The organism is Streptomyces sp. Tu 2975 (genome assembly GCF_009832925.1).
In the GTDB taxonomy this organism is placed as follows: domain Bacteria; phylum Actinomycetota; class Actinomycetes; order Streptomycetales; family Streptomycetaceae; genus Streptomyces.
In genome coordinates this window covers 2,855,375-2,881,849 of sequence record NZ_CP047140.1, presented here as the reverse complement: position 1 = coordinate 2,881,849, position 26,475 = coordinate 2,855,375, and the positions used below count along the sequence as shown (strand labels likewise).

The window sequence follows — 26,475 nt, the reverse complement described above, 5'->3', positions numbered from 1 at the left end:
GACTGGCGGGCCTGGCAGGAGAGCTGGGACCGGCAGCAGGAGTGGTACATGCCCGACCGTGAGGAGCGGTTCCGGGTGATGCTGGACATGGTCGAGGCCACGGTCGGACCGAAGCCGAGGGTCCTCGACCTCGCCTGCGGTACGGGAAGCATCACGGACCGGCTCCTCGCGCGGTTCCCCGAGGCCACCAGCACCGGGGTCGACCTCGACCCCGCCCTGCTGACGATCGCCCGTGGCCATTTCGCCGGTGACCAGCGCGTCGCGCTCGTCACCGCCGACCTCAAGGACCCGGCATGGACGGCGTCCCTGCCGCACACCTCGTACGACGCGGTGCTCACCGCCACCGCGCTGCACTGGCTCCACAGCGAACCGCTCGCCGCGCTCTACGGGCAGATCGGCACTGTCGTCCGCGACGGCGGCGTCTTCATGAACGCCGACCACATGAAGGACGCGTCCACACCCCGTATCAACGCCGCGGAGCGGGCGCACCGGCACGCGGGCATGGAACGGGCCAGGGATGCTGGCGCCCTCGACTGGGCCGAGTGGTGGGCGCTCGCCGCAAAGGACCCGGTCCTGGCCGAGCCGACCGCGGAGCGGTTCCGCATCTACGGTGAGCACGCCGACGGTGACACCCCCTCCGCCCAATGGCACGCCGAGGCCCTGCGCGCGGCCGGCTTCGCCGAGGCGCGCCCGGTGTGGGCGTCGCCGTCGGACGCGCTGGTGCTGGCCCTCAAGTAGCGGCGGAACGCGCAGGGGCGGTACGGACCACCGGGTCCGTACCGCCCCTTGCCGGTTCCGCGCAGAGCGCTTCCGGCGCATCAGAGTGCCCTCGGCAGCTCAGAGCACCTTCGAGAGGAACGACTTCGTCCGCTCGTGCTGCGGGTTCCCGAGCACCTCACGCGGGTGGCCGGCCTCGACGACCACGCCGTCGTCCATGAAGACGAGCGCGTCGCCGACCTCACGGGCGAAGCCCATCTCGTGGGTCACGACGATCATCGTCATGCCGTCCTCCGCGAGGCCTCGCATGACGTCGAGGACCTCGCCCACCAGCTCGGGGTCGAGGGCCGACGTCGGCTCGTCGAAGAGCATCAGCTTCGGCTCCATCGCCAGCGCACGGGCGATGGCGACGCGCTGCTGCTGACCGCCGGAGAGCTGGGTCGGGTAGTTCTTGGCCTTGTCGGCCAGCCCCACCCGGTCCAGCAGTTTCAGCGCACGCTCGCGGGCCACGGCCTTCGACTCGCCCTTGACCTGGACCGGAGCCTCCATGACGTTCGCGAGGGCCGTCATGTGCGGGAAGAGGTTGAAGCGCTGGAAGACCATGCCGATGTCCCTGCGCTGCGCTGCGACCTCCTTCTCCTTCAGCTCGTAGAGCTTGTCGCCCTTCTCGCGGTAACCCACCAGTCGCCCGTCGACCGAGAGTCGGCCGCCGTTGATCTGCTCCAGGTGGTTGATGCACCGCAGGAAGGTGGACTTGCCGGATCCGGACGGGCCGACCAGGCAGAACACCTCACGGTGCGCGACCTCGAGATCGATGCCCTTGAGGACCTTCACATGGCCGAACGACTTGTGGACGTTCTCGGCCTTCACCATCGGCTGCGTCGACTGGGAACTCATACCTTCACGCCTCCGACGTTGCTCTGGACACGGAACGACGACAGCTGTTTGCGCAGCCGCTGGAGCGGCGTGGGCGGCAGCGAACGGCTCGAACCGCGCGCGTAATACCGCTCCAGGTAGTACTGGCCGATGCTGAACACGGTCGTCAGCGCCAGGTACCAGAGCGAGATCACGATGTAGCCCTCCATGATGGCGAGCGTCCGGGAGCCGAATTCACGGCCCGCAGGAACAGCTCGCCGTAGCCGATGGCGAACGCCAGCGAGGAGGTCTTGAGCATGTTGATGAACTCGTTGCCGGTCGGCGGAATGATCACCCGCATGGCCTGCGGCAGCACGATGCGACGCATCGTCTTGCCGCCCTTCATGCCGAGCGCGTGCGCCGCCTCCGTCTGACCCGAGTCGACCGACTGGATGCCGGCCCGGCAGATCTCGGCCATGTACGCGGCCTCGTTCAGGCCGAGCGCCAGCAGCGCCGCCACGAAGGGCGTCATGACCTGGTTCATCTCGTCCCGGTAGATGAAACCGAGGTCGAGGTACTGGAAGACCAGCGAGAGGTTGAACCACAGCAGGATCTGCACCAGCACCGGGGTGCCGCGGAAGAACCAGATGTAGCCCCAGGCCACCGAGGAGAGCACCGGGTTGGGCGAAAGTCGCATCACCGCGAGGATCGCGCCGAGGACCACACCGATCACCATCGAGTAGACGGTGATCTTCAGGGTCTCCCAGGCGCCCCAGGCGAACGTGCCGTTGGTGATCTGGTCACCGACCACGCTCCACTGGATCTGGGCGTCGGCGAACGCCCGCACCAGCAGCGCGAGGAGTCCGAGCACCACGACGGCGCTGATCCAGCGCCCGTAGTGGCGCACGGGGACGGCCTTGATGGGCCCCGAGTAGCGGGGGAGGCGTCCCGGCCGCCGTCCGGTGGGACGTCGGCCGGCACCTTGTCGAGGGGGTCAGTCACAGAGTTGCTGCCTTACATGAGGGAGGTTGTGGCGGCGAGTGGCGTCACTTGCCGGCGTTGACCGTTGCCTTCTCGATGGCGCCGTTCTCGGCCTTCCACTCCTTCAGCACCTCGCCGTATGAGCCGTCGTCGATGATCTGCTGGACGGCCGCCTGAAGAGCGTCACGCAGCTGCGTGTTCTTCTTGCTCACCGCGATGCCGTACGGCGCGGCGTCGATCTGCTCGCCCACGACCTCGAAGAGGTTGCCGCCGCCCGCGTTCAGCTCGTTGTAGAGGGCGACCGGGAAGTCGGTGATCACCGCGTCGGCACGCTTGGTCTGGAGCTGCGTGATCGAGTCGGAGTCCTGGTCGGAGATGAACTCCTTGATCTTGTCGGAGCCGCACTTCTTCTGCGTCTCCTTGAGCAGCGCCTCGTTGGCCGTGCCTCGCTGGGCGGCGACCGTCAGGCCGCACAGGTCGTCCAGCGTGCTGACCTTCTCGGGATTGCCCTTCTGGACCAGGATCGCGGAGCCGGCCTTGAAGTAGTTGACGAAGTCGGCACCGCCCTTGGCGTCCTCGGTCGCGCCCTGCTGGCGCTCCTTGGTGTCCGTCATCGACGACATCACGATGTCGGTGCGGCCGTTGTTCATGCCGAGGACAAGCTGGTCGAAGGTGGAGTTCTCGAACTGGAACTCGACCCCGAGGACCTTGCCGAGGGCCTTGGCGATGTCGATGTCCACGCCCGCGGGCTTGTTGCCCTCGTCCATGAACTCCATCGGGGCGTAAGCGATGTCGGATCCGACCTTGATGACGCCCTTGTCGCGGATCGCCTGGGGGAGCTTGTCGTTCAGCGGCGCGGCCGAAGCGTTCCCCTTGGTCTCCGACTCCTTGGCGCCGCTGTCCGTCTGGTCGCCACAGGCGGTCAGCAGCATGGCGCCGGCGACCGCGATGGCGCTGACCGCGGCTATGCGGGACTTCGCGGCGGTCGTGCGGCGCTTGGTGCTTGCGGTCATGATCGGGGTCCTCCGGCGGGTGAAGGTGGAGTTACCAGGTCGTACTGCACTCATCTTCGAGTGTCGCGACCTTGTCTGTTTTCGGCATCTTGCCATTCGGACGAGCCCATTCAGGGGGCCACGCATGTCAAAATCGGATAACGGGTCACCCCCGAACCCCGGCGGGCCGGTACATCAAGGCCGGACCATTCGCTGGAAAGCCTTCTTCCGGCCGGAAGATCTTCGGTCGTCATGCCTTCTGGACGGGTTCAGCTGCACCTGGCGGGCTTGTCCGGGTTTCTGGCTATGAACCGCGTCACCGAGCGCATATCGACTCGTCCGTGGTGTGGTCCGTCCGGTAAGAAGGATCCTTACACCCCTCATCCGGGGCTCAGGGCGCGTGTGCGGCGCGCCCGCGCGTACGTACCTCCCCCTGCCCGGGCGGGCCAACCGCCCTGGTGCAGGGAACGGACGCGGTGCCCGCCCACCCCTCCTCAACCAGGAGTGGCCACCCTCAACTGATGAAGACCTAAGGGGTCAACCACATGGCAGCGGAGATCGTCAATCCTCGCAGCGACAGCGCCGACACGGAGAGCGCCGACGAGCCCTTCGATCCGGCGTTCGCACTGCACCGCGGCGGCAAGATGGCCGTCCAGGCCACCGTGCCGGTGCGGAACAAGGACGACCTGTCCCTCGCTTACACACCCGGCGTCGCCAAGGTCTGCACCGCCATCGCGGAGCGGCCCGAGCTCGTGCACGACTACACCTGGAAGTCCCAGGTCGTCGCCGTCGTGACGGACGGAACGGCGGTGCTCGGTCTCGGAGACATCGGACCGGAGGCATCCCTCCCGGTCATGGAAGGGAAGGCGATCCTTTTCAAGCAGTTCGGCGGCGTGGACGCGGTCCCGATCGCCCTCGCCACCACCGACGCCGACGAGATCGTCGAGACCGTCGTGCGTCTCGCGCCGTCCTTCGGCGGAGTGAACCTCGAGGACATCTCGGCACCCCGGTGCTTCGAGATCGAGCGCAAGCTCCAGGAGCGCCTCGACATCCCCGTCTTCCACGACGACCAGCACGGCACCGCCGTCGTGACCCTCGCCGCCCTGCGCAACGCCGCCAAGCTGACCGGGCGCACGCTCGGTGACCTGCGCGCTGTCATCTCCGGCGCCGGCGCGGCCGGTGTGGCGATCGCGAAGTTCCTGCTGGAGGCCGGTCTCGGCGACGTGGCGGTCGCCGACCGCAAGGGCATCGTCAGCCGTGACCGCGAGGACCTGACGCCGGTCAAGCGTGAGCTCGCCGAGCTCACCAACCGTGCGGGTCTCTCGGGCTCCCTGGAGAACGCGCTGGCCGGCGCGGACGTCTTCATCGGCGTCTCCGGCGGCACCGTGCCGGAGGCCGCTGTCGCGTCCATGGCGCCGGGGGCGTTCGTCTTCGCCATGGCCAACCCGAACCCGGAGGTGCACCCCGACGTCGCGCACAAGTACGCGGCGGTCGTGGCCACCGGCCGTTCGGACTACCCGAACCAGATCAACAACGTCCTCGCCTTCCCGGGGATCTTCGCGGGCGCGCTGCAGGTGCGGGCGTCCCGGATCACCGAGGGCATGAAGATCGCGGCGGCTGACGCGCTCGCCGCCGTCGTCGGTGACGCGCTCTCGGCCGACTACGTGATCCCCTCGCCCTTCGACGAGAGGGTCGCCCCCGCGGTGACCGCGGCGGTGGCCGCGGCAGCCCGGGCGGAGGGCGTCGCCCGCCGCTGACCCGAGTCGGCACCGCGGCTGAACGAACAGGGCCGTGTCGTATCCCGTGCGGGGGTACGACACGGCCCGTTCGCGTCCGCAGGCGCCTCCGCCCGGCCCTGCCCTGGCCGTGGAGGGGCGCACGGGGAGGCGGGCGCGTCCGACGGCGTGACGCGGTGGGGCGGGTGCGGCGTGTGGCCGAATCGGGGCGGGTGTTCCCGTGGGGGTCTTCCGGGGTTCATCCGGTGCTGCTGTGATGCTCCGCGGTCCGCGTCGGCGGCCGACACACGTCCCCAGGAGGCACTGGTGAATCTGGTCGTCAACGGCGATGCCGAGAGCGGGCCGGGAGGGAGCGCCGAGCCCGTCGGCAGCGTGACCGGCTGGGTCGTCGCGCAGGGCGCCCCGGCGCTCGTCGGGTACAGCGTGGGCGGCGGCTATCCGACCCCCGCCGACCCCGGGCCCGTCCGCCGCGGCTCCCGGTTCTTCAGCGGGGGCGACTCGCCCCGTACCGCGCTCGTGCAGGACATCGAGCTGCCCCGCACCGGTCCGACCGGTCGGGTGGCCGTGGACGCGGGCCGGGTCCGGTACACCCTGACCGCCTGGCTCGGCGGGTACGCCGCACAGGAGGACGGCGCCAGGCTCTCCGTCGAGTTCCGCGACGCGAAGGGCACGCCGGTGGCGCTGAGCGTGCTCGGGCCAGTGACCTCCGCGGACCGCGGAGCACGCACGGCTCTGCTGGAGCGCACCGCGTCCGCCGCCGTGCCGCCCGGCGCCCGCAGCGCCCGCCTGCTGCTCGTCCTCACCCGCAGCGGCGGCGGGACGTCCAATGACGGGTACGCCGACGGGATGTCGCTCGGTCTGACGGCCAGGGCCGGGGCCACGCGCACGGGGGGACTCACATGACCAGGATCGACCGACGGAACCTGCTCAAGGCGGCGGCCGTCGCGGGCGCCCTCAACCTGGCGTGGCCGCTGAGCGCCGGGCTGTCCCCGGCGCAGGCCCGCGAGGCGGCGGAGGCGCTCGGCGCCGACTACGACCCGGCCCCGTTCACCCTCGGGGTCGCCTCCGGTGACCCGCTTCCGAACAGCGTGCTGCTGTGGACCCGGCTCGCGCCGGAACCGCTGGCCGCCGAGCAGCCTCTGCCCGAGGTCGTCGAGGTCGAGTGGACCGTGGCCCTGGACCGGACACTTCGCCGGGTCGTCGCCCGCGGCACGGCCCCCGCCTCGGCGACCCTCGGCCACAGCGTTCATGTCCCCGTCCCGGGGCTGCGCCCGGACACCCGCTACTGGTACGCCTTCAAGGCGCTGGGCAGGACCAGCCGGGTCGGCCGCACCCGCACCGCGCCGGCCGGAGGCACCCGCCCGGTGAGGTTCGCCGCCGCCAACTGCCAGGCGTTCCACGACGGGTTCTACGCCGCCCACCGCGGGATCGCCCGCGAGGACGTCGACTTCGTGGTCCATCTCGGTGACTACGTCTACGAACACGGCCAGGTCGGCGGCGTCCCCGCGGACCACGTCCGCGATCACGAGGGCCCGTCGGTCTTCACCGTCGCCGACTACCGCCGCCGCCATGCCCTCTACAAGGGCGACGCTTCCCTGCGTGAGGCGCACGCGGCCCACCCCTGGTTCCTGACCTGGGACGACCACGAGGTGGTGAACGACTACTCGGGCACCGGCGGCGGCGCGCCGTTCATGCAGCGCAAGGCCGCCGCGTACCAGGCCTGGTACGAACACCAGCCGCACCGCGACGACAGCGCCTTCTCGCTTCCCGATCCGGAGATCCACCGGGTCCGCCGCTGGGGCGACCTGCTGGAACTGACGGTGCTCGACCTGCGTTCGCACCGCTCCGCGCAGAACCTTCCCGACGGCACGATCCTCGGCCAGGAGCAGAAGTCCTGGCTGAAGCGGGGCATCGACCGGGCGCCCGACGCGTGGCACGTCTGGGCCAACTCGATCATGCTCAGTCAGCTGAGGGGCCGGCCGGGCGGCCCGTACATGTTCACCGACCAGTGGGACGGCTTCCTCGCGGAGCGCAAGGAGGTGCTGGGCCATGTGCACAGCAGTGGCCTCGAGGACCTCGTCGTCATCACCGGTGACTGGCACTCCGCGTTCGTCGACGACATCAGGACCGACTTCGACGACCCCTCGTCCCCGGTCGTGGGCACGGAGTTCACCGCGCACTCCGTCACGTCGGGGGCCTACTCGGCGGACTGGAACCGGACGAACGGCCCACTGATGGGCGCGGCCAACCCGCACCTGAAGTACTTCGAGGGCAACCGCTACGGCTACGACGTGTACGAGGTGACCCCGGAGCGGTTCAGCGCCCACATGAGGGTGATCGCGGACCGCCGGGACCCGGCGTCGCCCGTCACCACGCTGACGAGCTTCCACGTCGACCGGGGCGGCACCGGTTCGTACGAGGACCCGGCGACGAAGAACTCGCCGGCCCAGTGGCGGCGGGAGTAGCGGGACGCGTGTCACACCGGTGCGTGGTTCCGCCACGCACCGGTCCGCCCTACTCTCAAGGTCATGTTCGCCGCCTACGCCGCCCGCATCGACCGCGACCAGCCGCTCAACGGCCTTGAACTGGGCGAACGCCCGGCACCTCAGGCCCGTCCCGGCTGGACGACCGTGACCGTCAAGGCCGCTTCCCTCAACCACCACGACCTGTGGTCGCTGCGCGGGGTCGGTCTCGCGGAGGACAAGCTGCCGATGATCCTCGGCTGCGACGCCGCCGGTGTCGACGAGGACGGGAACGAGGTGGTCCTCCACTCCGTGATCGGGCAGAGCGGCCACGGTGTCGGCCCCGACGAGCCCCGCTCCATCCTCACCGAGCGCTACCAGGGCACCTTCGCCGAGCAGGTCAGTGTGCCCACATGGAACGTGCTGCCGAAGCCGAAGGAACTCACCTTCGAGCAGGCAGCCTGCCTGCCGACCGCCTGGCTCACCGCCTACCGGATGCTCTTCACCAACGCCGGTGTGCGTCCCGGCGATTCGGTACTGGTGCAGGGCGCGGGCGGCGGCGTGGCCACCGCCGCGATCGTGCTCGGCAAGGCCGCGGGCCTGCGGGTGTACGCCACCAGCCGCGACGAGGCCAAGCGCAAGCGCGCCGTCGAGCTCGGGGCAGAGGAGGCGTACGAGCCGGGCGCGCGGCTGCCGCGCCGGGTGGACGCCGTCATCGAGACGGTCGGTGCCGCGACCTGGTCCCACTCGGTCAAGTCGCTGCGGCCGGGCGGGACCCTGGTGATCTCCGGGGCGACGAGCGGTGACCGGCCCGCCCACGCCGAGCTCACCCGGATCTTCTTCCTCGAACTGAAGGTCGTCGGCTCGACGATGGGTTCCAAGGACGAGCTCGAGGACCTGCTCTCGTTCTGCGCGGCCACGGGCGTGCGGCCGGTCATCGACGAGGTGCTGCCGCTGGACCGGGCCAGGGAGGGCTTCGAGAAGATGGCCACCGGTGAGCTGTTCGGCAAGATTGTCCTGACCAGCTCTTGATGGTGCGTCAGTTCTGCTGATGGGATCTCCGGCACTGGTCCACGACCGTGCCGGAGGTTCCCATGTACCGCCGACTGCTCGCCGTCCTTCTCTCCGTGCTCCTGCTGCTCTGCGCCGCGCCCGCCGGGGCACTCGGCGCCGCGGCCGGCGCCGCGCCGGACGACATCCCACGGCTGACCGACGACCGCGGCCGGGTCCTCACCCTGCGGGGCTGGAACGTCGAGGACAAGACCCACCGGGGCGAGGCCGCCCTGTCCGCGATCACCGAGCGGCATTTCCGCGACCTGCGTGCCCAGGGCTTCAACTTCGCCAGGCTGCTGGTCTTCTGGGACGACCTGGAGCCGGTGCGGGGCCGGTACAGCGAGCGGTACCTGAGCAAGATCGACCAGGTGCTGGACTGGGCGCACACCTACCGCGTCCATGTGTTGATCGATGCCCACCAGGACGTCTTCGGCCCGGCCTTCGGCCACCGCGGCATCCCCGAGTGGGCGACCAGGACTGACGGGCTGCCCTTCACCCCGCACCCCGACGACTGGTTCGCCGAGTACTTCGAGCCCGCCGTGCAGCGCGCGTTCACCCATCTCTACGAGGACCCCGATCTGCGGGGCGCCCAGGCCGGGATGTGGCGGGTGCTGGCCGACCGGTTCGCGGACCACCCCGCCGTCATCGGCTACGACCTGATCAACGAGCCGATGGGCGAGATCCGGGAGGGCGAGGACCTGGCCACGGCCGCCCGGCGCATCGAGGCCGAGCAGCTCACGCCGATGTACAACCGGCTGGCGGACGCGGTCCGTTCCGTGGACCCGGACAGCTGGCTGTTCGTCGAGCCGACGCCGATCGTCGGAGAAGGCGTGCCGACCGGACTGGGCCGGATCGATGATCCGAGGACGGTCTACGCCCCGCACTTCTACAACACCGCCATGGAGGCGGGCGCCGACTACGACCCGTCGGCGGGCTGGATCGAGGCGTACGAGCGCGCGGTGACCGAGTATCCCGCGCGGTACCGCATACCCGTCGTGGTCGGAGAGTGGGGCCCGCTCAACAACGCGCTGCCGAACATGGGCCGCTTCTACCGGGAAGCACTCGCCTCCCTCAACCGCTACAGCTCCGGCTGGGCCGGCTACGTCTGGTGCTACGGCGGCGGATACTGCGCGGTCGACGCGGAGGGCCGCTTCCGCACCAACAAGGAGCAGACAGCCGCCCCCTACGCGCCGGCCGTGGCGGGCAGGGTGACGGCCGAGGGGTACGCACCGGACAGCGGGACGTACCGGCTGGAGTACCGCGCGTCGCGCGGCCTCACCGAGATCTCGGTGCCGCCCGGCGCGAGCGTCCGGCGGATCGAGGTGACCGGCCGTGCCTGGCCGCAGGTCCGTACCGTGGAGGCCGGCCGGGCGGCCACGGTCCGCGTGCACGCCCGCCCCGGCGCATACGTCACGGTCCGGGTCAGCCCTCGTACACCACGATGAAGTCGCCGCTCGGTCCCTGACGGCGGGCGAGCGCGTCGCGCAGCCGGAGCAGATGGTCCGGCGTCAGCTCGAGCGGCGGCTCGTCCGGCTGGTAAGTCGTACCGCGCGGGTAGTCCGTGTCCGCGGTGCGGGTCATCTCGATGTGACAGCCGAGGACATGGGTCACCCGGTTCGTCGAGCAGAAGGCCAGCAGCCGGTCGACCGTGGCCGTGAAGGCGGGGACGTCCGTGACGTAGAGCCGGCCCGGGTAGAGGGAGTCGCCGGTCAGCAGCAGACCGGTGTGCCGGTCGTGGAGGACGACGGCGGCCTCCTCGTGACCGGGGCCGGGCAGCAGGTCCAGTACCCGGCCGCCGAGATCCAGTTCTGCCGGACGCAGCGGCCACTGCTCGAAGCCGAAGTGCGCCGTCACCGCGTCCAGGGACGGCCCCACGACCTCGGTGTACGGACGGTCCGCGAACTGCGCGTCGCCGGCGATGTGGTCGCCGTGCCCGTGGGTGTGGGCGACGACCAGCCCGTACCGCTCCCGCGGATGCCGGGCCAGCCATTGCCCGATCAGCGTGTCGACGGTGGCGCGCAGCGGCATCGCGGCGGGGTCGGCGGTCGCGCCGGTGTCCAGCAGCAGCGCCCGGTCGTTCCCGAACAGCAGGTAGAGGAACGGTGCCTCGAAGTGCACCGACTTGTTCTGACGCAGGATCAGTGTGTGCTCGGTGTACGCGTGCGCCTGGATCGCGGCCGCCGTGTCGTCACCGGGCGGCGGGCTGCCGGCGTGCCACCGGACATCGAGGCTGCCGGCGACGGGAGTGTCCGTACGGAAGTCGATCACGTGGCCCACCGTACGCGGCCCACCGGTCCGCCGGGGAGGGCCGCCGTGACGATTGCGGCGCTCTGATGCGGGGCACGAGGACTGACACCACGCGGTCGCGCGTGAAGGGGGAGGAACAAAAGTGTCAGCGGGGGATCAGAGCCGGATTCCGGCGTACCCGGGCGTCGAACGCTTCGTCGACGCCTTCGACAAGCTCGTCGTCCAGCCGCGGCGAAGCCGCAGCCGCGTGCCCGTCGTGCTGCTGAGCGAGCCGGGCGACGGACAGGCCGGCCGCCGGATCGTCGCGGGGCTGCGCACCCGGTTACGCGGCCGGGAGGGGCGCCTCGCCCCGCACGCCTGCGTACCGGCGGCGCCGGCCGACCCGGCGGAGCCGCCGCTCGACCTGTTCGAGCAGATCGCCTTCCAGCTCGACGCCTCGATGCCGCCGGGCACAGGGCGGCTGCGGCTGCCCTCCTACCGGCTCCTGCGAGCCGTCGTCTGTGCGCCCGCCGCCGGCGGCCTGATGGAACGGCGTCCCGGGGAACTGCTGGACCACTGCTACGCCCAGCACCGAGAGGTCTCCGGGCTCGCCCGCGGCCTGTGGTGGCTGGGGGGCCGGGACCAGGCCAACGGCGGCACGCTGCTCGAGCTGCTGTGGAACTTCGTCGCGGGCCCGCTCTTCCAGCGACTGCCGCGGGCTCTCTACGGCCGCCGGGCCAACCGCCGGATGCTGGGCCGCGGCCGGTCCGGTGGCCGCCGGTGGTACGCGGAGTGGGTACGGCAGCAGCAGGGCACCCCGCCCTCCGAGTTCTTCCGCTCCGCCCTCGACCTTGTGGGGGGCGGCCCGGAGGGCGACCCCGAGCAGCTCGACCGGATCCTCGTGCACGCGCTGCTCGCCGACCTGGAGGCCGCCGGGCGCAAACGGCCCTTCGACCCGTGGCGGCGGCGCCGGGTCAGCCGCTTCGTGCTCCTGGTGGAGGAGGCAGGGCCCGCCGAGTCGCGCATCCAGCGCTTCCTGAGGGAGCTGCGCTCGGCCATGGAGGACCTGAGGTGCACCTCGGTGGTGGCCGTGGCCGCCGGAGTGCGCACTCTCGCCAGCCGGATCCCCGACATCGAGGTCCCGGGGCTGTCCGCCGCCGGGGCGGACCTGGCCAACATCGCCCAGCGCGGCACCCCGCCCGGCCGCCCCTCGGGCATGGTGGTCCCCGTCGAGGAGGGCCCGGAGGACGACCAGGCCGCCACGTACTGGCTGGGCCGCTGGCCCACGCTCGCCCCGCCCACGCACCGCTGGGGCCCGGGCGTGGAGGTGGCCGGCGCACTGGGCGCCGGGGTGCTCGCCCTCGCGGTCGCCGCCGGTCTGCTCGTCGGTGTGCCGTTCACCAGCGTCGGGCCCGACCCGTGCCTCGGCTCCACCTTCCTCGGCACGGACGGGCAGTGCGTCGGTGTCGCGGAAGGCGCCGCGTCGTTCGGCACGGGCGACAGCGAGCGGGCCGTGCAAGACGTGCTGCAGCGCATAGAGCAGCAGAACGAGCAGGTGGAGCAGGAGCTCTCCGGCCGGGACGCCGACGACCCGCGCCCGCGTGCACGGACCGTCGTGTACTTCGGGCCGCTCAGCGGCGGCAAGGACGCGGAGGACCCGGTGCGCGGCGGCACGCTCGCCGAACTGCGCGGCCTCGCCCTCGCGCAGGCGTATGTGAACGCGCAGGCGCTGCGCACCGGTGAGCGGGTGCCGCTGCGGGTGCTCGCCGCGAACGCCGGCGACCGGTTCAAGGACGCCCCGGCGGTGGCCCGGCGGATCGTCGACCTGGCGGAGAAGGACCGTTCGATCGTCGGGGTCGTCGGTTTCGGCCAGAGCCGGCGACGCACCTACGAGGCGATGGTCGTCCTCGACGAGGCGGGCCTGCCCATGGTCGGCACCTCCGGCACCGCCGACGAACTGCTCCGCCAGGGCGAGCACTACTACCAGACCGCGCCGACGGACAACCGGGCCGGCCAGGTGATGGCGTCCTTCGCCGAGCACGCCGCGATGGTGGACGGCAGGACCGCGCTGCGGGTGCGGCTGATCGCCGACCCCTCGGACGCGTACAGCGCGAGCCTGGCGACGGCGTTCCGCTCCGCGTACGGCGACGAACGCACCGACATGCTGCTCTACACGCCGACGGACGCGCCCGAGCCCTCACCGGTGCCGGGCGGCCCGGTGGGGACCTCGGTCCAGGCCGTGGAGGATCTGGCGCGTGAGGTGTGCCGCGCGGTGGCGGCCGAGCCGCGCACGGCGGTGGTGTGGGCGGGGCGGGGCAGCCACTTCCAGCTGTTCCTCGGTGAGTTGGCGCGCGACTCGCGGGACTGCCCCGAGGTCAGCGTGCTCGGCGGTGACGACGTCACCAACGCGCTGACGGAGGAGCGCCGTCCGTGGGAGGTCTTCGCCGGGCTGACGCTGTACTACGTCTCGCACGGCAGGGCACCTGCCCTGTCCGGAGCGAGCGGCGAGGCCGGTGCCTTCCTCTCGGCGTACGACCGCACCTACGCGGACGACCACGGTGCCCGTACCGGCGCGATGCGGCAGGACGCCCATGTGGCGCTCGCCTGGGACGCGATGCGCTATCTGGCGGAGGGCGTCGACCAGGCCTGGCGTGGAACGGGCGGCAACGACGAGCGACTCGACCGCGGACTGCTTCAGGCGGTGCTCTACCAAGGGCTCGGTGGAGGCGGCTTCGACGGGGCCACCGGGCGGATCGAGGCGCACGGGGCGGCCGGCGGCGGCCGGCTGACGGAGAAGAAGCTGACGGCGGTGGAGCAGGGCGGCGAGAAGGGGTCGCGGACGGTGCTGCTGTGCGGGACCGTGGCGCGTGGTGACGTGCGCGACGTCTGGGGACCGGAGAAGCACCCCTGCCCCTGATGTCAACCATGGTTGACACTCCATGCCTGTCAATGTAGGTTGACAGGCATGACCGAAGCAACAGAACTCGCCGAGCGTGCGGGCGACCGCGATCCGCGCGTCGGGCTGCGGGCGGTCGCCGCGCTGCGGCGGCTGCTGGAGCAGCTGGAAGCCGTACAGGTCAGAAGCGCCCGCAACCAGGGCTGGTCGTGGCAGGAGATCGCGGCGGAGCTGGGTGTCAGCCGCCAGGCGGTCCACAAGAAGCACGGGAGGCTGTGATGTTCGAACGCTTCACCAAGGACGCCCGTGCGGTGGTGATCGGCGCCACCGAATGCGCGGAACGCGCCGATTCGTCCACGGTCACCGAGGAGCACCTGCTCCTCGCCCTGCTGGACCTCGGCGGCTCACGCACCGCCTTCGCGTTCACGGCCCTCGGCGTCATGGACCGGCGGGCAGCCCTCGAGGCGTCCCTGGCCGACGTGCGCCGGCGCGGCGGGATGACCAAGGCGGACGAGGCGGCCCTCGCCGGACTGGGCATCGACGTCGGCGCGATCGTCGCCCGGGTCGAGGAGACCCACGGGGCCGGTGCACTGGCCGGCGACCGCAAGGACCGGCGCTGGTGGTCGGGCCACCGCGCCTTCACCCGGGAGGCGAAGTCGACCCTGGAGAAGTCGCTGCGGATCGCCCTGGGCCGGCGGGACCGGGCCATCGGCGCGGAGCACATCCTGCTGGCCCTCGCCTCGGGCCGCGGCGTCGTCGCGGAGGTCCTCGCCGAACACGGGGTGACCTACGGCGCGCTGGAACGGGCGATGTTCGGCGGGGCCGACGGCGGCGCGGCGCGGGCCGGCTGACCCGGCCGCGCCCACGGCCCCGGCGGACCGGGCCGTGGCGACCGCGCCCCGCCCCGCCGGTCAGTCCTTGCCGCTGCGCAGCAGAGCGACGATGTGGGCCGCCGCCGTCGACAGATGGCGGCGGGCCTCGCCCAGTTGCTCCGCCGTCACACCGTGGTCCCGTGCGGCGTCCCGTACGTCGTCCCTGAAGCGGTCGAGCAGCCGCTCCAGGTCACGGGCCGGGTCGGCCGAGTCCTTCGGGTCCACGGTGTCCTTCGCCCAGTCCGGGTCCGCGCCCGCGGGTTCCGGCTTGACGAACGGTGGCCAGGCCGTCCCCCGCGCCAGTCCGCCGAGCTGACCGGTCAGCTCCGACAGGCCCTCGCGTACGCCGGTCGGCCAGTCACCGCGGGCGAAGTGGTCCTGGACCTGTTCCTGCACCTGCCGGGCGATGCGCTGCATCTCGGCGCGGGCCGTCTCCTGCGCCTCCTGCGCCTGCCGGCGCGCCTGCTGGGCGTCCTCGCGGGCCCGGCGCGACTCGTCCTTCGCGCGGCGCGCCTGCTCCTTCCACTCCTGCCTGGCGCGCTTCAGCTCCTCCTTCGCGGCCCGCCACGACTCGCTGTCCGTGAGGTCGCCCAGATCTCCGAGGTTGCCGAAGTCCCCACGGCCGGGGCTCCATTCGCCCTTGCCGGTGCCGGTGCCGGTCTTGCGGGTCCGGGTCGCCGCCGCACGCATCTCGTTGCGCAGATTGCCCGCCGCGCCGCGGACGTCGTCGCGGATCTCGGCGGCCAGTTCGGAGACCGAGTCCCGGATCTCCAGTTCGAGGTCGGCCAGTTCGCCGCTGCGTCCGGCCAGTTCCGCCCGGCCGGCGTCGGTGATCGAGTAGACCTTGCGGCCGCCCTCGGTGGCGTGGGTGACGAGCCCCTCGGCCTCCAGCTTGGCCAGCCGCGGGTAGACGGTGCCGGCGCTCGGCGCGTACAGGCCCTGGAAGCGTTCCTCGAGCAGGCGGATGACCTCGTAGCCGTGGCGCGGCGCCTCGTCGAGCAGCTTGAGCAGATAGAGACGGAGCCGGCCGTGGGCGAAGACGGGGGGCATGTCAGACCACCTTCCCACTCGGGGCGTCCGCGGGTGTTTCCTCGTAGGGATCTTCCTCCGCCGGAGGCCGGCGGAGCAGGGCGATGGAACCGGAGACGGTGGTCGCCTTGAGCGTCCCGGTACCCGCGCCCAGGGTTCCGGTGATCCGCTTGGCGCCCCACTGGCCGCTGACCCGCAGGGTGTCGAAGGCGTTGGAGATCGCGCCGCCGGCCGTGTTCGCGTCGACCCGGGCGTCCGCCGGGTGCGGCAGCCGGACCGCGATCTCGCCGGAGACCGTGGTCAGCCGGATGTCCGTGGGCTTCTCGCCCGGGTCGAGGTCGATGACCATGTCGCCGCTCACAGAGTCGGCCTTCACACCGGCGCCCGCGCCGTCGATCACGGTCAGGTCGCCGGAGACCGAGTTGTAGCGCAGGTCGCCGGTGACCGACTGGGCCTCGAGGTTTCCGGTGACGGTGTCGGCGCGGACGGCGCCCGCCAGTCCCACCAGGGTGGTGTCCCCGCTGACGCCGCGCACCACCGTCGTGCCCCGCACGCCGGAGACGACCGCACCAGCGCCGACGACGCCGACCTCGACGGTCGTCGCTGCAGGCACCGCGATCGACACGACGGCGCTGCGGCGGTGGCCCTTGCGGTCGAGCCACTCGAGGAACCCCTTCCAGGGCAGGTCCTCGTAGGCGATGGTCAGGGTGGACCCGTTCCTGGTCACGACGAGGGGCGGGCCCTCGATCTCGGAGACCTCGAGGCGGATGGAACTCTCGTCCGTGCCCACGACGTTGACCGTCCCGTTGACGATGCGCACATTGAGCGTCGTCAACGGGTCGTCGAAGGTGAGCTTCTGGGGCTCGGCGACTTCCCACGTCGTCTCTGCCATGGTGCTGACCTCCCGGGGCCGGCCACGACGCAACATATCGCGTCTCGATGACGACACGATATATCGCGGTGGGGTGATGTCAAGCGTGAGTGGCCCCGCTCGGGCTGCCCAGGTCCGGCGACGCGCCCCATTGGCGACGATTACAGGGCGAACTGCCCTAGCGTGGGGACATGAACGCGACGCCAGCGGGAGCCCTGCTGCTCTGCCGTGCCGAGCCCGCGGCCGTACGGCTCCCGGCCCACCTGCTGCGCGAACCGATGCTCGTCGCCCCCGCCGGGCAGGAGTGGAGCGTGCTCGTCCCCGAGGGCCGCCCCTGGCAGGAGGACGGCGAAGCGGTGGACGCGGTGCTCGGCGGCTGGGCGGCAGCACTGTCGATCGGCACCGGCCGTCCCGTCCTGGCGCTCTGGTGGGACGGCGACGGGACCGGGTTCACCATGGCCTCCGGCTTCCGTCGCCCGGTCGGATACATCTGGCTCGCCGACGGCACCCCGGTGGGCGAGGACGAGGCGATGCGGACCTTCGCCGCACGGCTCGGACTCGACCCGGTCCTCGACCTCCAGGCCCTGGAGCCGCTGACGGCCGCCGACCCGGAGTCCGACGCGAGGGTCAGACTCGTCGGCCTGACAGCCGTACTCACCCGCCACGGCCTCGCCCTCCCCGTGGGTCTGGCGCCGGGCGCCCCGGCGGACACCCTCCGTACCGCCGCGCACGCGGCGGCCGTCGAGGAGACCGACTCCGCCGGCCCGCCCGAGCCGGCGGCCCGGCCGCGAGCCTCCCGGCTCCGCGCGGCGGGCGCGGTCCAGCTGGCGGCGGGGCTGGCACTGGTGGCGCTCGGGGCGCGGCGTCGCAGCGGGGGATGGGCGGCGGCGGGGACGGTGCTCATCGTGCAGGGGCTGGTGCCACCGGTAAGGGAACGGCTGCGGTCCTGACAGGCGGCAGGTCACACGCCCCGGCCCGGGAACGGACGGCGCGGGGACGAGCCCCGCGCGGGCGGACCGCTACTCCTCGTCGTCCTCGTCGTCCAGGCGGGCCAGCCACGTGGCGAGGCGTTCGACGGGGACCTCGAAGTCCGGGTTGAGATCGACGAAGGTCCGAAGCTGCTCGGCGAGCCACTCGAAGGTGACCTCCTCCTCGCCGCGCCGCTTCTCCAGCTCCTCGATACCGCGATCGGTGAAGTACATACGAACAGAATATGGCCCGGCCCCGCGAGGTGTTCGCGGGGCCGGGCCAGGCATTCGTCGAGGCAGCCGGGCTGCCGGCTACGCGTCGAAGACCTCGTTGACCAGCTGCTGCTGCTCCGCCTGGTGGCGCTTGGCGGAGCCCACCGCCGGGGACGAGCTGTGCGGGCGCGAGATGCGGCGCAGGCGCTCGCCGTGCGGGATGTCCGCGCCGACGGCCAGGTCGAGGTGGTCGATCAGGTTGAGCGCGATGAACGGCCACGCACCCTGGTTCGCCGGCTCCTCCTGGGTCCACAGGTACTTCTCTGCGTTCGGGTACTTGGCGATCTCGGCCTGGAGCTCCGCACCCGGCAGCGGGTAGAGGCGCTCGAGGCGGATGATCGCCGTGTCCGTGACGCCGCGCTTCTGACGCTCGGCGTCCAGGTCGTAGTAGACCTTGCCGGCGCAGAAGACGACCTTGCGGATGGCGGCCGGGTCGACCACGCCCGAATCAACCGCAGTGTCGCCGATCACCGGGCGGAAGCCGCCGGTGGTGAACTCCTCCGCCTTGGACGCCGCGGCCTTCAGACGCAGCATCGACTTCGGGGTGAAGACGATCAGCGGCTTGTGGTGCGGGTTGTGGACCTGCCAGCGCAGCAGGTGGAAGTAGTTCGACGGCAGGGTCGGCATGGCGACCGTCATGTTGTCCTGCGCGCACATCTGCAGGAAGCGCTCGGGGCGCGCGGAGCTGTGGTCCGGGCCCTGGCCCTCGTAGCCGTGCGGCAGGAGCAGCGTGACGCCCGAGTGCTGGCCCCACTTCTGCTCGGCGGAGGAGATGAACTCGTCGACGACGGTCTGCGCGCCGTTGACGAAGTCGCCGAACTGGGCCTCCCACATGACCAGCGCGTCCGGGCGGGCCAGCGAGTAGCCGTACTCGAAGCCCATCGCCGCGTACTCGCTGAGCAGCGAGTCGTAGACGTTGTAACGGGCCTGGTCCTCGGACAGGTAGAGCAACGGGGTGTAGTCCTCGTTGGTCTCCTGGTCCACCAGCACCGCGTGGCGCTGGCCGAACGTGCCGCGGCGGGTGTCCTGGCCGGAGAGCCGGACCGGGGTGCCTTCCATCAGCAGCGAGCCGATGGCGAGGGTCTCGCCCATGCCCCAGTCGATCGTGCCGTCCTCGACGGACGCCGCGCGGCGCTGCATCTGCGGCATGAGCCGCGGGTGCACGGTGATGTGGTCGGGGATGTTGACCTGCGACTCGGCGATCCGCTTGACGACCTCCTGGGAGACCGCCGTGTTGATCGCGACCGGGAACTTGGCCTCGACGTCCGGGACATGGGCCGGGGCCGGGTGGCTGGTGGCCTCGCGGACCTCCGCGAACACCTTCTCCAGCTGGCCCTGGAAGTCCTGGAGCGCCTGCTCGGCCTCTTCCAGAGTGATGTCGCCGCGACCGATGAGCGACTCGGTGTAGAGCTTGCGCACCGAGCGCTTCTTGTCGATCAGGCTCACCATCTGCGGGTTGGTGAACTGCGGGTTGTCGCCCTCGTTGTGACCGCGGCGGCGGTAGCAGATGAGGTCGATCACGACGTCCTTGTTGAACGTCTGGCGGAACTCGAAGGCGAGCCGCGCCACGCGGACGCACGCCTCCGGGTCGTCGCCGTTCACGTGGAAGATCGGCGCCTCGATCATGCGGGCCACGTCGGTGGCGTACATGGACGAACGCGAGGACTCCGGGGCGGCGGTGAAGCCGACCTGGTTGTTGATGACGACGTGGACCGTGCCGCCGGTGCGGTAGCCCCGCAGCTGCGACATGTTGAGCGTCTCCGCGACGACGCCCTGGCCCGCGAAGGCCGCGTCACCGTGCAGGGCGATCGGCAGGACGGTGAAGTCCGTGCCGCCCTTGTTGATGACGTCCTGCTTGGCGCGGGCGACACCCTCGAGGACCGGGTCGACGGCCTCCAGGTGGGAGGGGTTGGCGACCAGCGAGACCTTGATCTGCTCGCCGTCGAGACCGGTGAAGGTGCCCTCGGCGCCCAGGTGGTACTTCACGTCGCCGGAGCCGTGCATCGACTTCGGGTCGAGGTTGCCCTCGAACTCGCGGAAGATCTGGGCGTACGACTTGCCGACGATGTTCGCCAGCACGTTCAGCCGGCCGCGGTGGGCCATGCCGATGACGACCTCGTCGAGGCGCGACTCGGCCGCCGAGTCGATGACCGCGTCGAGCAGCGGGATGACGGACTCGCCGCCCTCCAGCGAGAAGCGCTTCTGGCCGACGTACTTGGTCTGCAGGAAGGTCTCGAAGGCCTCCGCGGCGTTCAGCCGGCGCAGGATGCGCAGCTGCTCCTCGCGCTCCGGCTTGGTGGCGGCGCGCTCGACCCGGTCCTGCAGCCACTTGCGCTGCTTCGGGTCCTGGATGTGCATGAACTCGATGCCGGTGGTGCGGCAGTACGACTCACGCAGCACGCCCAGGATGTCGCGCAGCTTCATCATCGACTTGCCGGCGAAGCCGCCGACGGCGAACTCGCGCTCCAGGTCCCACAGCGTGAGCCCGTGCTCGGTGATGTCGAGGTCGGGGTGCTTGCGCTGGCGGTACTCCAGCGGGTCGGTGTCGGCCATGACATGGCCGCGGACCCGGTAGGAGTGGATCAGCTCGAAGACGCGGGCGGCCTTGGTGACGTCGTCGTCGTGCGAGGCGTCGATGTCCTTGAGCCAGCGGACCGGCTCGTAGGGGATGCGCAGCGACTCGAAGATCTCGTCGTAGAAACCTTCCTCGCCGAGGAGGAAGTTGGCGACGATCCGGAGGAACTCGCCCGACGCGGCGCCCTGGATGACGCGGTGGTCGTACGTCGAGGTGAGGGTCATCACCTTGGAGATGCCCAGCTTGTTCAGGGTGTCCTGCGACGTGCCCTGGAACTCGGCCGGGTAGTCCATGGAACCGACGCCCATGATGACCGACTGCCCGGGCATCAGACGCGGCACGGAGTGGACGGTGCCCAGGCCGCCGGGGTTGGTCAGCGAGACGGTGACGCCGGTGAAGTCGTCCATCGTCAGCTTGTTGGTGCGGGCGCGCCGGACGATGTCCTCGTAGGCCTGCCAGAACTCGAAGAAGTTCAGCGTCTCGGCCTTCTTGATGCCCGCGACGACCAGCTGGCGGTCGCCGTTCGGCTTCACCAGGTCGATGGCCAGACCGAAGTTGACGTGGTCCGGCTTGACCAGGGTCGGCTTGCCGTCCTTCTCGGCGAAGGACCAGTTCATCGACGGCATGGCCTTGATGGCCTGCACCATCGCGTACCCGATGAGGTGCGTGAAGGAGATCTTCCCGCCACGGGCGCGCTTGAGGTGGTTGTTGATGACGATGCGGTTGTCGAAGAGCAGCTTCACCGGCACCGCGCGCACGGACGTGGCCGTGGGCAGCTCCAGCGAGGCGTTCATGTTCTTCGCGACCGCGGCGGCCGGGCCGCGCAGCGTCACGAACTCGGGACCGTCGGCCTGCGTACCGTCGGCCTTCGCGGCCGGCTTGGCGGCGGGCTTCGCAGGGGCGGCCGCGGGGGCCGCCTTGGCGGGAGCCGGGGCCGGGGCCTGAGCGGCGGGTGCGGCCGGGGCCGGGGCGGCCGGCGCGGGCTGCGCCGGGGTCGCCGGCCGGGCCGGAGCGGCGGCGGCCGGGGCGGGTGCGGCCGCGGCACCCGCGGCTGCGTCGCTCTGAGTCTGCTTCGCGCCGGCGGCGGGGGTGTCCGCCGTGGCGGCCGCTCCCGGCTTGTAGTCGGCGAAGAAGTCCCACCAGGCACGGTCGACCGAATTCGGGTCCTGGAGGTACTGCTGGTAGATCTCGTCGACGAGCCACTCATTGGCACCGAAGGCGGCGGCAGGGTTCTGACCCTGCCCGGCTTGGTCGGTCGAGATGCTCGAGTTACTGGGGGACTGAGACGACACGGCGAGAACCGCCCTCTTCCGCTTCACAAGGTGATGGACAGCGGAAATAAAGGCTACGCCTCCCTGGCCGGGAGGTGCAGGCCGGGCCGGTCAACGTCGCGCAAGTCACACCGAACGGCGCGTTTCGGGGCTGTTAATGGCGGGAAACAAACATGGTTCGGTCGCGTGGGGGTACGCCTGACGGCGGCTACGGGCCCTGGGCCCGCAACCGCGAGGGATGCCCGGCGACGTGTTGACCGGCCGCTTTCCGCAGCTGTGCACATCGGCTTCCCGTGTACCGAACACTTACACGGAGAATCTGCGCTTCCGGTTCGAACCCTACGTCAAGGGCGTGCCGTCCTGAGGCCCGGAAGAGTGACCTGGATGCGGCACCCGTGTGCGGATTCGGCCACCCCGATGCGGCCGCCGTGCAGATCGACCGCCCAGCGCGCGATCGCCAGCCCCAGCCCCGTACCGCCGTCGCTGCCCGGCCCGTGCGGTGAGGGGACGCCACCCCGGTTGAAACGCTCGAAGACCCGGTGCCGCTCCTGCTCGGGAATGCCCGGTCCCTCGTCCAGCACCTCGAGGTCGAGCGACTCGGGGTGCGCGCCGCGCCGGGCGCGTACCGTCACCCGGCCGTGCGGCGGCGAGTGCTTCACGGCGTTGTCGATGAGGTTCGCCACCACCTGGTGCAGCCGCTCGGCGTCCGCGTGCGCGGTCAGGTCCGGCGGTGAGACGTCCAGGTGGAGATGGACGTCGGTGCGGGTGTGATGGCCGGAGCCGGAGGCCAGGTTCCGCCGCGAGGAGGCGAGATTGGCCTCCTTCAGCACCCCGGACAGATAGGGCCACACCTCGAAGCGCCGGGACTTCAGCGGCAGCACGCCGTTGTCGAGCCGGGAGAGGTCGAGCAGTGTCTCGACCAGCCGGCCGAGGCGCTCCGTCTGCTTCAGCGCGGTGCGCATCGTCTCCGGGTCGGCGGCGGAGACCCCGTCGACGACGTTCTCCAGCACGGCGCGCAGCGCGGCGATGGGGGTGCGCAGCTCGTGCGAGACGTTGGCGACCAGCTCCTTGCGGTGCCGGTCCACGGCCTCGAGGTCGTCGGCCATGCGGTTGATCGTGGAGGCGAGGTCGCCGAGCTCGTCCCGGCGGTCGGCGCCGCGCACCCGGCGGGTGTAGTCGCCGTGGGATATGCCCTTGGCGACCGTGTTCATCTCGTCCAGCGGGGCGGTCAGGCCGTGCGCCACGAACTGCGTGATCAGCAGGGTCGCGATGATCGTGAAGACCGTGATGAAACGCACCTCGGTCTTGCTGTGGAACGCCATCAGCATCAGACCGGTGGTGATGAAGACCGAGACCACGACGAGCGTGCTGAGCTTGGTCTTGATCGATATCGTGATGGACGCGGTACTCAGCCGCCTGCCCGGTCCACCGCCCGGCCGCCGCCGTTTCATGGCGCCGGCGTCTCCAGCGCGTATCCGACCCCGTGGACGGTACGGATGCGCTCGGCACCGATCTTGCGGCGCAGCGCCTTGATGTGGCTGTCGACGGTGCGGGTCCCGGAGGCGTCCGCCCAGTCCCACACCTCGGCGAGCAACTGCTCACGCGAGAGGACGGCGCGCGGCGTGTTCGCGAGGCACACCAGCAGGTCGAACTCGGTGGGCGTCAGATGGACGTCCTCCGCCCGGACGCGTACGCGGCGCTGGGCGTGGTCGATCTCCAGTTCGCCGAGGCGCAGGATGCCGCTGCGCGGTGTCACCGCGGCGAGCGCCGCCCGCTCCACGCGGCGCAGCAGGACGTGCACCCTGGCCGCGAGCTCCCGCATGGAGAACGGCTTGGTCATGTAGTCGTCGGCGCCGACGCCGAGCCCGACCAGCATGTCCGTCTCGTCGTCACGGGCCGTGAGCATCAACACCGGGACGGGCCGCTGTGCCTGCACCCGGCGGCAGACCTCCAGCCCGTCGAAGCCGGGCAGCATGACGTCGAGGACCATCAGGTCCGGTTGCCAGGCGTCCGCGGCGTCGACGGCGGCTGGGCCGTCCAGTGCCGTCTGCACCAGGAAGCCCTCCGCCCGCAGCCGTGCGGCGATGGCGTCGACGATCGTGGCGTCGTCCTCGACCACCAGCACCCGGCGCTGGGCCCCGGGTGTGGCCGCGACGCCGTTTTGCGTGGTGTGTGTCTGCTCCATCGCCCCGCCCTTGTACGCGTTCTCTGCGAGCTGCATGTGGATCCGGTTCGAAGGTGGATCCCGTGTGTAGTCCAGCAGCGTAAAGGCAGCGACGGCGTCCCGGCTACGCAGGGCGAACGCCGAGATGGACCACGTCCGGTACGCCCCGGGCAAGGCGGATCTCTTCGGTCCTTACCCCAGTGAACCCGGCATTCCGCAACGCGTCCTCGAAGCTGGTGGACGGCTTCGCGGACCATACGGCCAGCACCCCACCGGGGTCCAACGCACCTTTGCACGCGGCGAGTCCGGACGGCGAGTAGAGATCACCGTTGTCCTCGGTGACCGTCCAGTCGGGCCCGTTGTCGATGTCCAGGCACAGAGCGTCATAACGGTCCGTGGTCGAGCGGAGGTGTTCCACGAGATCCGTGTGAAGGATCACGCAGCGCGGGTCGCCGAGGGCGTCGCCGGAGATCGCGGCGAGCGGGCCGCTGCGGTGCCAGTCGATGACGGCCTCCTCCCGCTCCACCACGGCGATCCGGCGCCAGGACGGGTCGGCGGCGGCGTGGGCGAACGAGAAACCGACCCCGAGACCGCCGAGGAGGACGCGGGGCGCCACGTTCCCGGTGCCGATCGCCCGGCGGGCGGCGTCGACCAGCAGCCGCTCCGACCTCCCGTCGGAGGTGTCCATCAGGAAGCAGCCGTTCGCGACGATCTCGTACACCGACTCTTCACCGGACCCCCGCCTGCGCAGCACGATCTCGCCACAGGATCCCTCCCGTCGGTCGAGGGTGACAGGGGCGTCTGCGGCGGGGAACGGCATGCTCTCGACCTCCGGGCGGCTGTGCGGGACGACACGGATCGGGCCCCATCTTGGCGGGGCCCGTGCGAAGGGGACAAACCGATCGGGCGCGCCCCGCGGGGCGCGCCCGCGGGGGAGTGCTCAAGCGGGCCGGTGGTACAGGCTGACCAGGGGTGCGTGGGTGTGCCAGCCCAGGGACTCGTAGAGCGCCCGGCCGTCCGGTGTGCCGCCCAGTACGCCGACACGGGCCCCGTGGTCGAGCGCGGCGTTGTGGAGCGTGTGCATCACCAGCCGGCCGAGGCCCCTGCGACGGTGCTCGGGTGCGGTCTCCACCTGGTCGACGACGGCCGTGCGCCCGGTGGGGGCGATCTGCGCGCGCGCCGCGAACGAACCGTCAGGCCCCACGACCAGGGCCCGCACGACACCGCCGCGCGTCCAGGTCCTCAGCGTGTAACCGGTGGGCACGGTGGTCGAGGTGCGGCGCAGCTCGGTGGACATCAGCCAGCCGGGCTCGTCGACGGCCCACTCGGGGCCCGCCCATTCGACGACGCGGTCGGGATCGGCGAAGACCTTCAGCCAGACCGTAGGCGCGGCCACCTCTGCGGCGACCTTGCGCACGGTGGCCTCGTCGTCAGCGGTGAGGACGTGGCGGGTGGCGTGCTTGACCTGGCCGACGTCCACCGTGAAGCCCCAGGGTCTGGGCGCGGGGTCCGCTGCGCCGCGCGAGACGACCCAGCCGTGGACCCAGGCGTGGACGATTTCAGCGGTCGACCGGAAGGGCATCCCAGAACTCCTCAAGCCAATCGGGTAATAGATGCGGAGCGACTATGACCATTACACAGTGGATCGGTGGGCGATCGCGACCCGATTCCGGGGTGACGTGGGTCACGGGAACTCACGGCGTCGGCCGCGCCGCCTTGGTCCCGTGCACCGCCGTGTACTCCGCGGCCAGCCATGGCCCCAGCTCCTCGACGAGCGTGCGGATCACCGCCTCCTCGGGTGTCGGCCTGCGGGCGGCCGCGGCGGCCAGCCGCATCTGGGCGGCCCGCTGCGGGTAATGGCCGGCGAACAGCTCCGCCGACGCCTCCAGATCGCTGGTCCAGCCGCCCCAGCGGGGCATGACCAGCGTGAACCCCGACCGTACGAGCCGCCGTGCAACCGCCCGGCACAGCGCGCGCCGGTCGGTGTCCGTCGCGGCGTCCCGAAGCCGGGCGCGCCAGCGCGGCAGGGCGAGGTCCAGGTCACCGTTGGTCTCGCGGGCCAGCAGCGACGTGGGGTACTGGGCGGGAAGACGGACGGCGAGGTCGTCCCCCGTCAGCGGGGTGCAGAGGCAGGAGATGAAGAAGCCCAGGTCGTACCACTCCGCTTCGGCGAGTGCCGTCCGGACGCCGACGAGCAGGATGCCGGCTCCGTCGATCGCCTCGAACTCCCCGTCGAGCACCGCCTCCGCCGCGTCGGCGTCCGTCCGGTCCCGGGCCGTGGGCTCCGCGTGCAGGACCAGCAGCAGGTCGAGGTCCGAGACGCCGGGGACGGCGGTGCCGCGCGGAACGCTTCCGTAGAGATAGGCGCTGTGCAGCCTGCCGTCGCCGAAGCGGCCGGCGATCTCCCTGTGTGCGGCGGCCACCACCGGCGCGAAGGCCGGGGTCACGCGGGCGAGCGCGCCCTCGCGCGCGATGGTCCCGTCCGGGTTCAGCCCTTTGCTCTCCATCGGGTCACTGTCGCCCGTGGCGCGCCC

22 protein-coding genes and 1 pseudogene are annotated in these 26,475 nt (G+C 71.2%); 10 read left to right on the top strand and 13 right to left on the bottom strand.

Translation table 11 applies throughout. The features are described from left to right. Positions 1 to 48 precede the first annotated feature (48 nt). The gene (locus GLX30_RS12425) at positions 49 to 738 is read left to right on the top strand and encodes a class I SAM-dependent methyltransferase (protein WP_244258440.1); all 690 of its coding nucleotides are present in this window, start codon (positions 49 to 51) and stop codon (positions 736 to 738) included. Between the two features lie 99 nt (positions 739 to 837). Here GLX30_RS12425 and GLX30_RS12420 read toward each other — a convergent pair whose 3' ends face one another. From GLX30_RS12420 to GLX30_RS12410, 3 genes and pseudogenes are all read right to left on the bottom strand, one after another. Continuing rightward, positions 838 to 1,614, bottom strand: a complete 777-nt coding sequence (locus GLX30_RS12420) for an amino acid ABC transporter ATP-binding protein (protein ID WP_279632591.1) — start codon at positions 1,612 to 1,614, stop codon at positions 838 to 840. Beyond that, positions 1,611 to 2,574, bottom strand: a pseudogene (locus GLX30_RS12415) (amino acid ABC transporter permease). The gene GLX30_RS12420 and the pseudogene GLX30_RS12415 overlap by 4 nt, the downstream one beginning before the upstream one ends. Before the next feature lie 44 nt (positions 2,575 to 2,618). After that, positions 2,619 to 3,566 carry an ABC transporter substrate-binding protein gene (locus GLX30_RS12410; RefSeq protein ID WP_159687374.1) on the bottom strand — a complete coding sequence of 316 codons (948 nt, stop codon included), beginning with the start codon at positions 3,564 to 3,566 and terminating at the stop codon, positions 2,619 to 2,621. Positions 3,567 to 4,090: 524 nt separating this feature from the next. On the opposite strand from GLX30_RS12410, the gene GLX30_RS12405 reads away from it, so the two are divergent. The 5 genes from GLX30_RS12405 to GLX30_RS12385 all read left to right on the top strand — a co-directional run bounded on the left by GLX30_RS12405 (position 4,091) and on the right by GLX30_RS12385 (position 10,241). After that, complete coding sequence (locus tag GLX30_RS12405; protein ID WP_159687371.1) at positions 4,091 to 5,302, top strand: NADP-dependent malic enzyme; 1,212 nt, start codon at positions 4,091 to 4,093, stop codon at positions 5,300 to 5,302. A 285-nt stretch (positions 5,303 to 5,587) separates the two neighbouring features. After that, positions 5,588 to 6,184: a phosphoesterase gene (locus GLX30_RS12400; protein WP_159687368.1), complete on the top strand. Its 597-nt coding sequence runs from the start codon at positions 5,588 to 5,590 to the stop codon at positions 6,182 to 6,184. Then, complete coding sequence (locus tag GLX30_RS12395; RefSeq protein ID WP_159687365.1) at positions 6,181 to 7,746, top strand: alkaline phosphatase D family protein; 1,566 nt, start codon at positions 6,181 to 6,183, stop codon at positions 7,744 to 7,746. Before GLX30_RS12400 ends, GLX30_RS12395 begins: the two co-directional genes overlap by 4 nt. 63 nt (positions 7,747 to 7,809) lie before the next feature. Continuing rightward, a complete protein-coding gene (locus tag GLX30_RS12390; protein ID WP_159687362.1) occupies positions 7,810 to 8,775 on the top strand; it encodes a zinc-binding dehydrogenase in 966 nt (321 codons plus the stop codon). 62 nt (positions 8,776 to 8,837) lie between these two features. Then, positions 8,838 to 10,241, top strand: a complete 1,404-nt coding sequence (locus GLX30_RS12385; RefSeq protein ID WP_159687359.1) for a cellulase family glycosylhydrolase — start codon at positions 8,838 to 8,840, stop codon at positions 10,239 to 10,241. On the opposite strand, the gene GLX30_RS12380 is transcribed toward GLX30_RS12385, so the two are convergent. Further along, positions 10,219 to 11,064 (bottom strand): MBL fold metallo-hydrolase, encoded by an 846-nt coding sequence (locus GLX30_RS12380; RefSeq protein ID WP_159687356.1) that lies wholly within the window; start codon positions 11,062 to 11,064, stop codon positions 10,219 to 10,221. The genes GLX30_RS12385 and GLX30_RS12380 overlap by 23 nt on opposite strands. Before the next feature lie 121 nt (positions 11,065 to 11,185). Between GLX30_RS12380 and GLX30_RS12375 the strand changes: the two genes are divergently transcribed. Genes GLX30_RS12375 through GLX30_RS12365 form a run of 3 tightly spaced genes read left to right on the top strand, consistent with a single transcriptional unit; the run spans position 11,186 to position 14,769 of the window. Continuing rightward, entirely contained in the window at positions 11,186 to 13,939 is a 2,754-nt protein-coding gene (locus GLX30_RS12375) for an ABC transporter substrate-binding protein (protein WP_244258127.1), read from the top strand. Between the two features lie 48 nt (positions 13,940 to 13,987). Beyond that, the gene (locus tag GLX30_RS12370) at positions 13,988 to 14,197 is read left to right on the top strand and encodes an HTH domain-containing protein (protein ID WP_159687353.1); all 210 of its coding nucleotides are present in this window, start codon (positions 13,988 to 13,990) and stop codon (positions 14,195 to 14,197) included. After that, on the top strand, positions 14,197 to 14,769 hold the full coding sequence (locus GLX30_RS12365) for a Clp protease N-terminal domain-containing protein (protein WP_159687351.1): 573 nt from the start codon (positions 14,197 to 14,199) through the stop codon (positions 14,767 to 14,769). The genes GLX30_RS12370 and GLX30_RS12365 overlap by 1 nt, the downstream gene beginning before the upstream one ends. A 60-nt stretch (positions 14,770 to 14,829) precedes the next feature. Here the strand turns inward: GLX30_RS12365 and GLX30_RS12360 are convergent, their stop codons facing one another. After that, the gene (locus tag GLX30_RS12360; RefSeq protein ID WP_159687349.1) at positions 14,830 to 15,840 is read right to left on the bottom strand and encodes a PadR family transcriptional regulator; all 1,011 of its coding nucleotides are present in this window, start codon (positions 15,838 to 15,840) and stop codon (positions 14,830 to 14,832) included. Between the two features lies 1 nt (position 15,841). Continuing rightward, positions 15,842 to 16,711 carry a DUF4097 family beta strand repeat-containing protein gene (locus GLX30_RS12355; RefSeq protein ID WP_159687347.1) on the bottom strand — a complete coding sequence of 290 codons (870 nt, stop codon included), beginning with the start codon at positions 16,709 to 16,711 and terminating at the stop codon, positions 15,842 to 15,844. Between the two features lie 170 nt (positions 16,712 to 16,881). On the opposite strand from GLX30_RS12355, the gene GLX30_RS12350 reads away from it, so the two are divergent. Beyond that, positions 16,882 to 17,640: a hypothetical protein gene (locus GLX30_RS12350; protein WP_159687344.1), complete on the top strand. Its 759-nt coding sequence runs from the start codon at positions 16,882 to 16,884 to the stop codon at positions 17,638 to 17,640. A gap of 69 nt (positions 17,641 to 17,709) precedes the next feature. On the opposite strand, the gene GLX30_RS12345 is transcribed toward GLX30_RS12350, so the two are convergent. The 7 genes from GLX30_RS12345 to GLX30_RS12315 all read right to left on the bottom strand — a co-directional run bounded on the left by GLX30_RS12345 (position 17,710) and on the right by GLX30_RS12315 (position 26,448). Next, positions 17,710 to 17,892, bottom strand: coding sequence for a DUF6104 family protein (locus GLX30_RS12345; RefSeq protein WP_005312030.1), 183 nt, complete (start codon positions 17,890 to 17,892; stop codon positions 17,710 to 17,712). A gap of 78 nt (positions 17,893 to 17,970) precedes the next feature. Then, entirely contained in the window at positions 17,971 to 21,798 is a 3,828-nt protein-coding gene (locus GLX30_RS12340; protein ID WP_159687341.1) for a multifunctional oxoglutarate decarboxylase/oxoglutarate dehydrogenase thiamine pyrophosphate-binding subunit/dihydrolipoyllysine-residue succinyltransferase subunit, read from the bottom strand. A gap of 323 nt (positions 21,799 to 22,121) precedes the next feature. Next, a complete protein-coding gene (locus tag GLX30_RS12335) occupies positions 22,122 to 23,228 on the bottom strand; it encodes an ATP-binding protein (RefSeq protein WP_159687338.1) in 1,107 nt (368 codons plus the stop codon). Beyond that, positions 23,225 to 23,962, bottom strand: coding sequence for a response regulator transcription factor (locus GLX30_RS12330; protein ID WP_037776309.1), 738 nt, complete (start codon positions 23,960 to 23,962; stop codon positions 23,225 to 23,227). The genes GLX30_RS12335 and GLX30_RS12330 overlap by 4 nt, the downstream gene beginning before the upstream one ends. Positions 23,963 to 24,065: 103 nt before the next feature. Next, complete coding sequence (locus GLX30_RS12325; protein WP_159687335.1) at positions 24,066 to 24,761, bottom strand: spermidine synthase; 696 nt, start codon at positions 24,759 to 24,761, stop codon at positions 24,066 to 24,068. A gap of 120 nt (positions 24,762 to 24,881) precedes the next feature. Next, on the bottom strand, positions 24,882 to 25,523 hold the full coding sequence (locus GLX30_RS12320; RefSeq protein ID WP_159687332.1) for a GNAT family N-acetyltransferase: 642 nt from the start codon (positions 25,521 to 25,523) through the stop codon (positions 24,882 to 24,884). 112 nt (positions 25,524 to 25,635) lie between these two features. Next, complete coding sequence (locus tag GLX30_RS12315) at positions 25,636 to 26,448, bottom strand: nucleotidyltransferase domain-containing protein (protein ID WP_159687329.1); 813 nt, start codon at positions 26,446 to 26,448, stop codon at positions 25,636 to 25,638. Positions 26,449 to 26,475 lie beyond the last annotated feature (27 nt).

What these genes read in the sequence shown, in the direction of transcription:
- GLX30_RS12425 (WP_244258440.1), top strand. Translation starts at nt 49, where the DNA reads ATGCCCGACCGTGAGGAGCGGTTCCGGGTGATGCTGGACATGGTCGAG.
- GLX30_RS12420 (WP_279632591.1), bottom strand. Translation starts at nt 1,614, where the DNA reads ATGAGTTCCCAGTCGACGCAGCCGATGGTGAAGGCCGAGAACGTCCAC.
- GLX30_RS12410 (WP_159687374.1), bottom strand. Translation starts at nt 3,566, where the DNA reads ATGACCGCAAGCACCAAGCGCCGCACGACCGCCGCGAAGTCCCGCATA.
- GLX30_RS12405 (WP_159687371.1), top strand. Translation starts at nt 4,091, where the DNA reads ATGGCAGCGGAGATCGTCAATCCTCGCAGCGACAGCGCCGACACGGAG.
- GLX30_RS12395 (WP_159687365.1), top strand. Translation starts at nt 6,181, where the DNA reads ATGACCAGGATCGACCGACGGAACCTGCTCAAGGCGGCGGCCGTCGCG.
- GLX30_RS12390 (WP_159687362.1), top strand. Translation starts at nt 7,810, where the DNA reads ATGTTCGCCGCCTACGCCGCCCGCATCGACCGCGACCAGCCGCTCAAC.
- GLX30_RS12385 (WP_159687359.1), top strand. Translation starts at nt 8,838, where the DNA reads ATGTACCGCCGACTGCTCGCCGTCCTTCTCTCCGTGCTCCTGCTGCTC.
- GLX30_RS12370 (WP_159687353.1), top strand. Translation starts at nt 13,988, where the DNA reads ATGACCGAAGCAACAGAACTCGCCGAGCGTGCGGGCGACCGCGATCCG.
- GLX30_RS12365 (WP_159687351.1), top strand. Translation starts at nt 14,197, where the DNA reads ATGTTCGAACGCTTCACCAAGGACGCCCGTGCGGTGGTGATCGGCGCC.
- GLX30_RS12360 (WP_159687349.1), bottom strand. Translation starts at nt 15,840, where the DNA reads ATGCCCCCCGTCTTCGCCCACGGCCGGCTCCGTCTCTATCTGCTCAAG.
- GLX30_RS12355 (WP_159687347.1), bottom strand. Translation starts at nt 16,711, where the DNA reads ATGGCAGAGACGACGTGGGAAGTCGCCGAGCCCCAGAAGCTCACCTTC.
- GLX30_RS12350 (WP_159687344.1), top strand. Translation starts at nt 16,882, where the DNA reads ATGAACGCGACGCCAGCGGGAGCCCTGCTGCTCTGCCGTGCCGAGCCC.
- GLX30_RS12345 (WP_005312030.1), bottom strand. Translation starts at nt 17,892, where the DNA reads ATGTACTTCACCGATCGCGGTATCGAGGAGCTGGAGAAGCGGCGCGGC.
- GLX30_RS12335 (WP_159687338.1), bottom strand. Translation starts at nt 23,228, where the DNA reads ATGAAACGGCGGCGGCCGGGCGGTGGACCGGGCAGGCGGCTGAGTACC.
- GLX30_RS12330 (WP_037776309.1), bottom strand. Translation starts at nt 23,962, where the DNA reads ATGGAGCAGACACACACCACGCAAAACGGCGTCGCGGCCACACCCGGG.
- GLX30_RS12325 (WP_159687335.1), bottom strand. Translation starts at nt 24,761, where the DNA reads ATGCCGTTCCCCGCCGCAGACGCCCCTGTCACCCTCGACCGACGGGAG.
- GLX30_RS12320 (WP_159687332.1), bottom strand. Translation starts at nt 25,523, where the DNA reads ATGCCCTTCCGGTCGACCGCTGAAATCGTCCACGCCTGGGTCCACGGC.
- GLX30_RS12315 (WP_159687329.1), bottom strand. Translation starts at nt 26,448, where the DNA reads ATGGAGAGCAAAGGGCTGAACCCGGACGGGACCATCGCGCGCGAGGGC.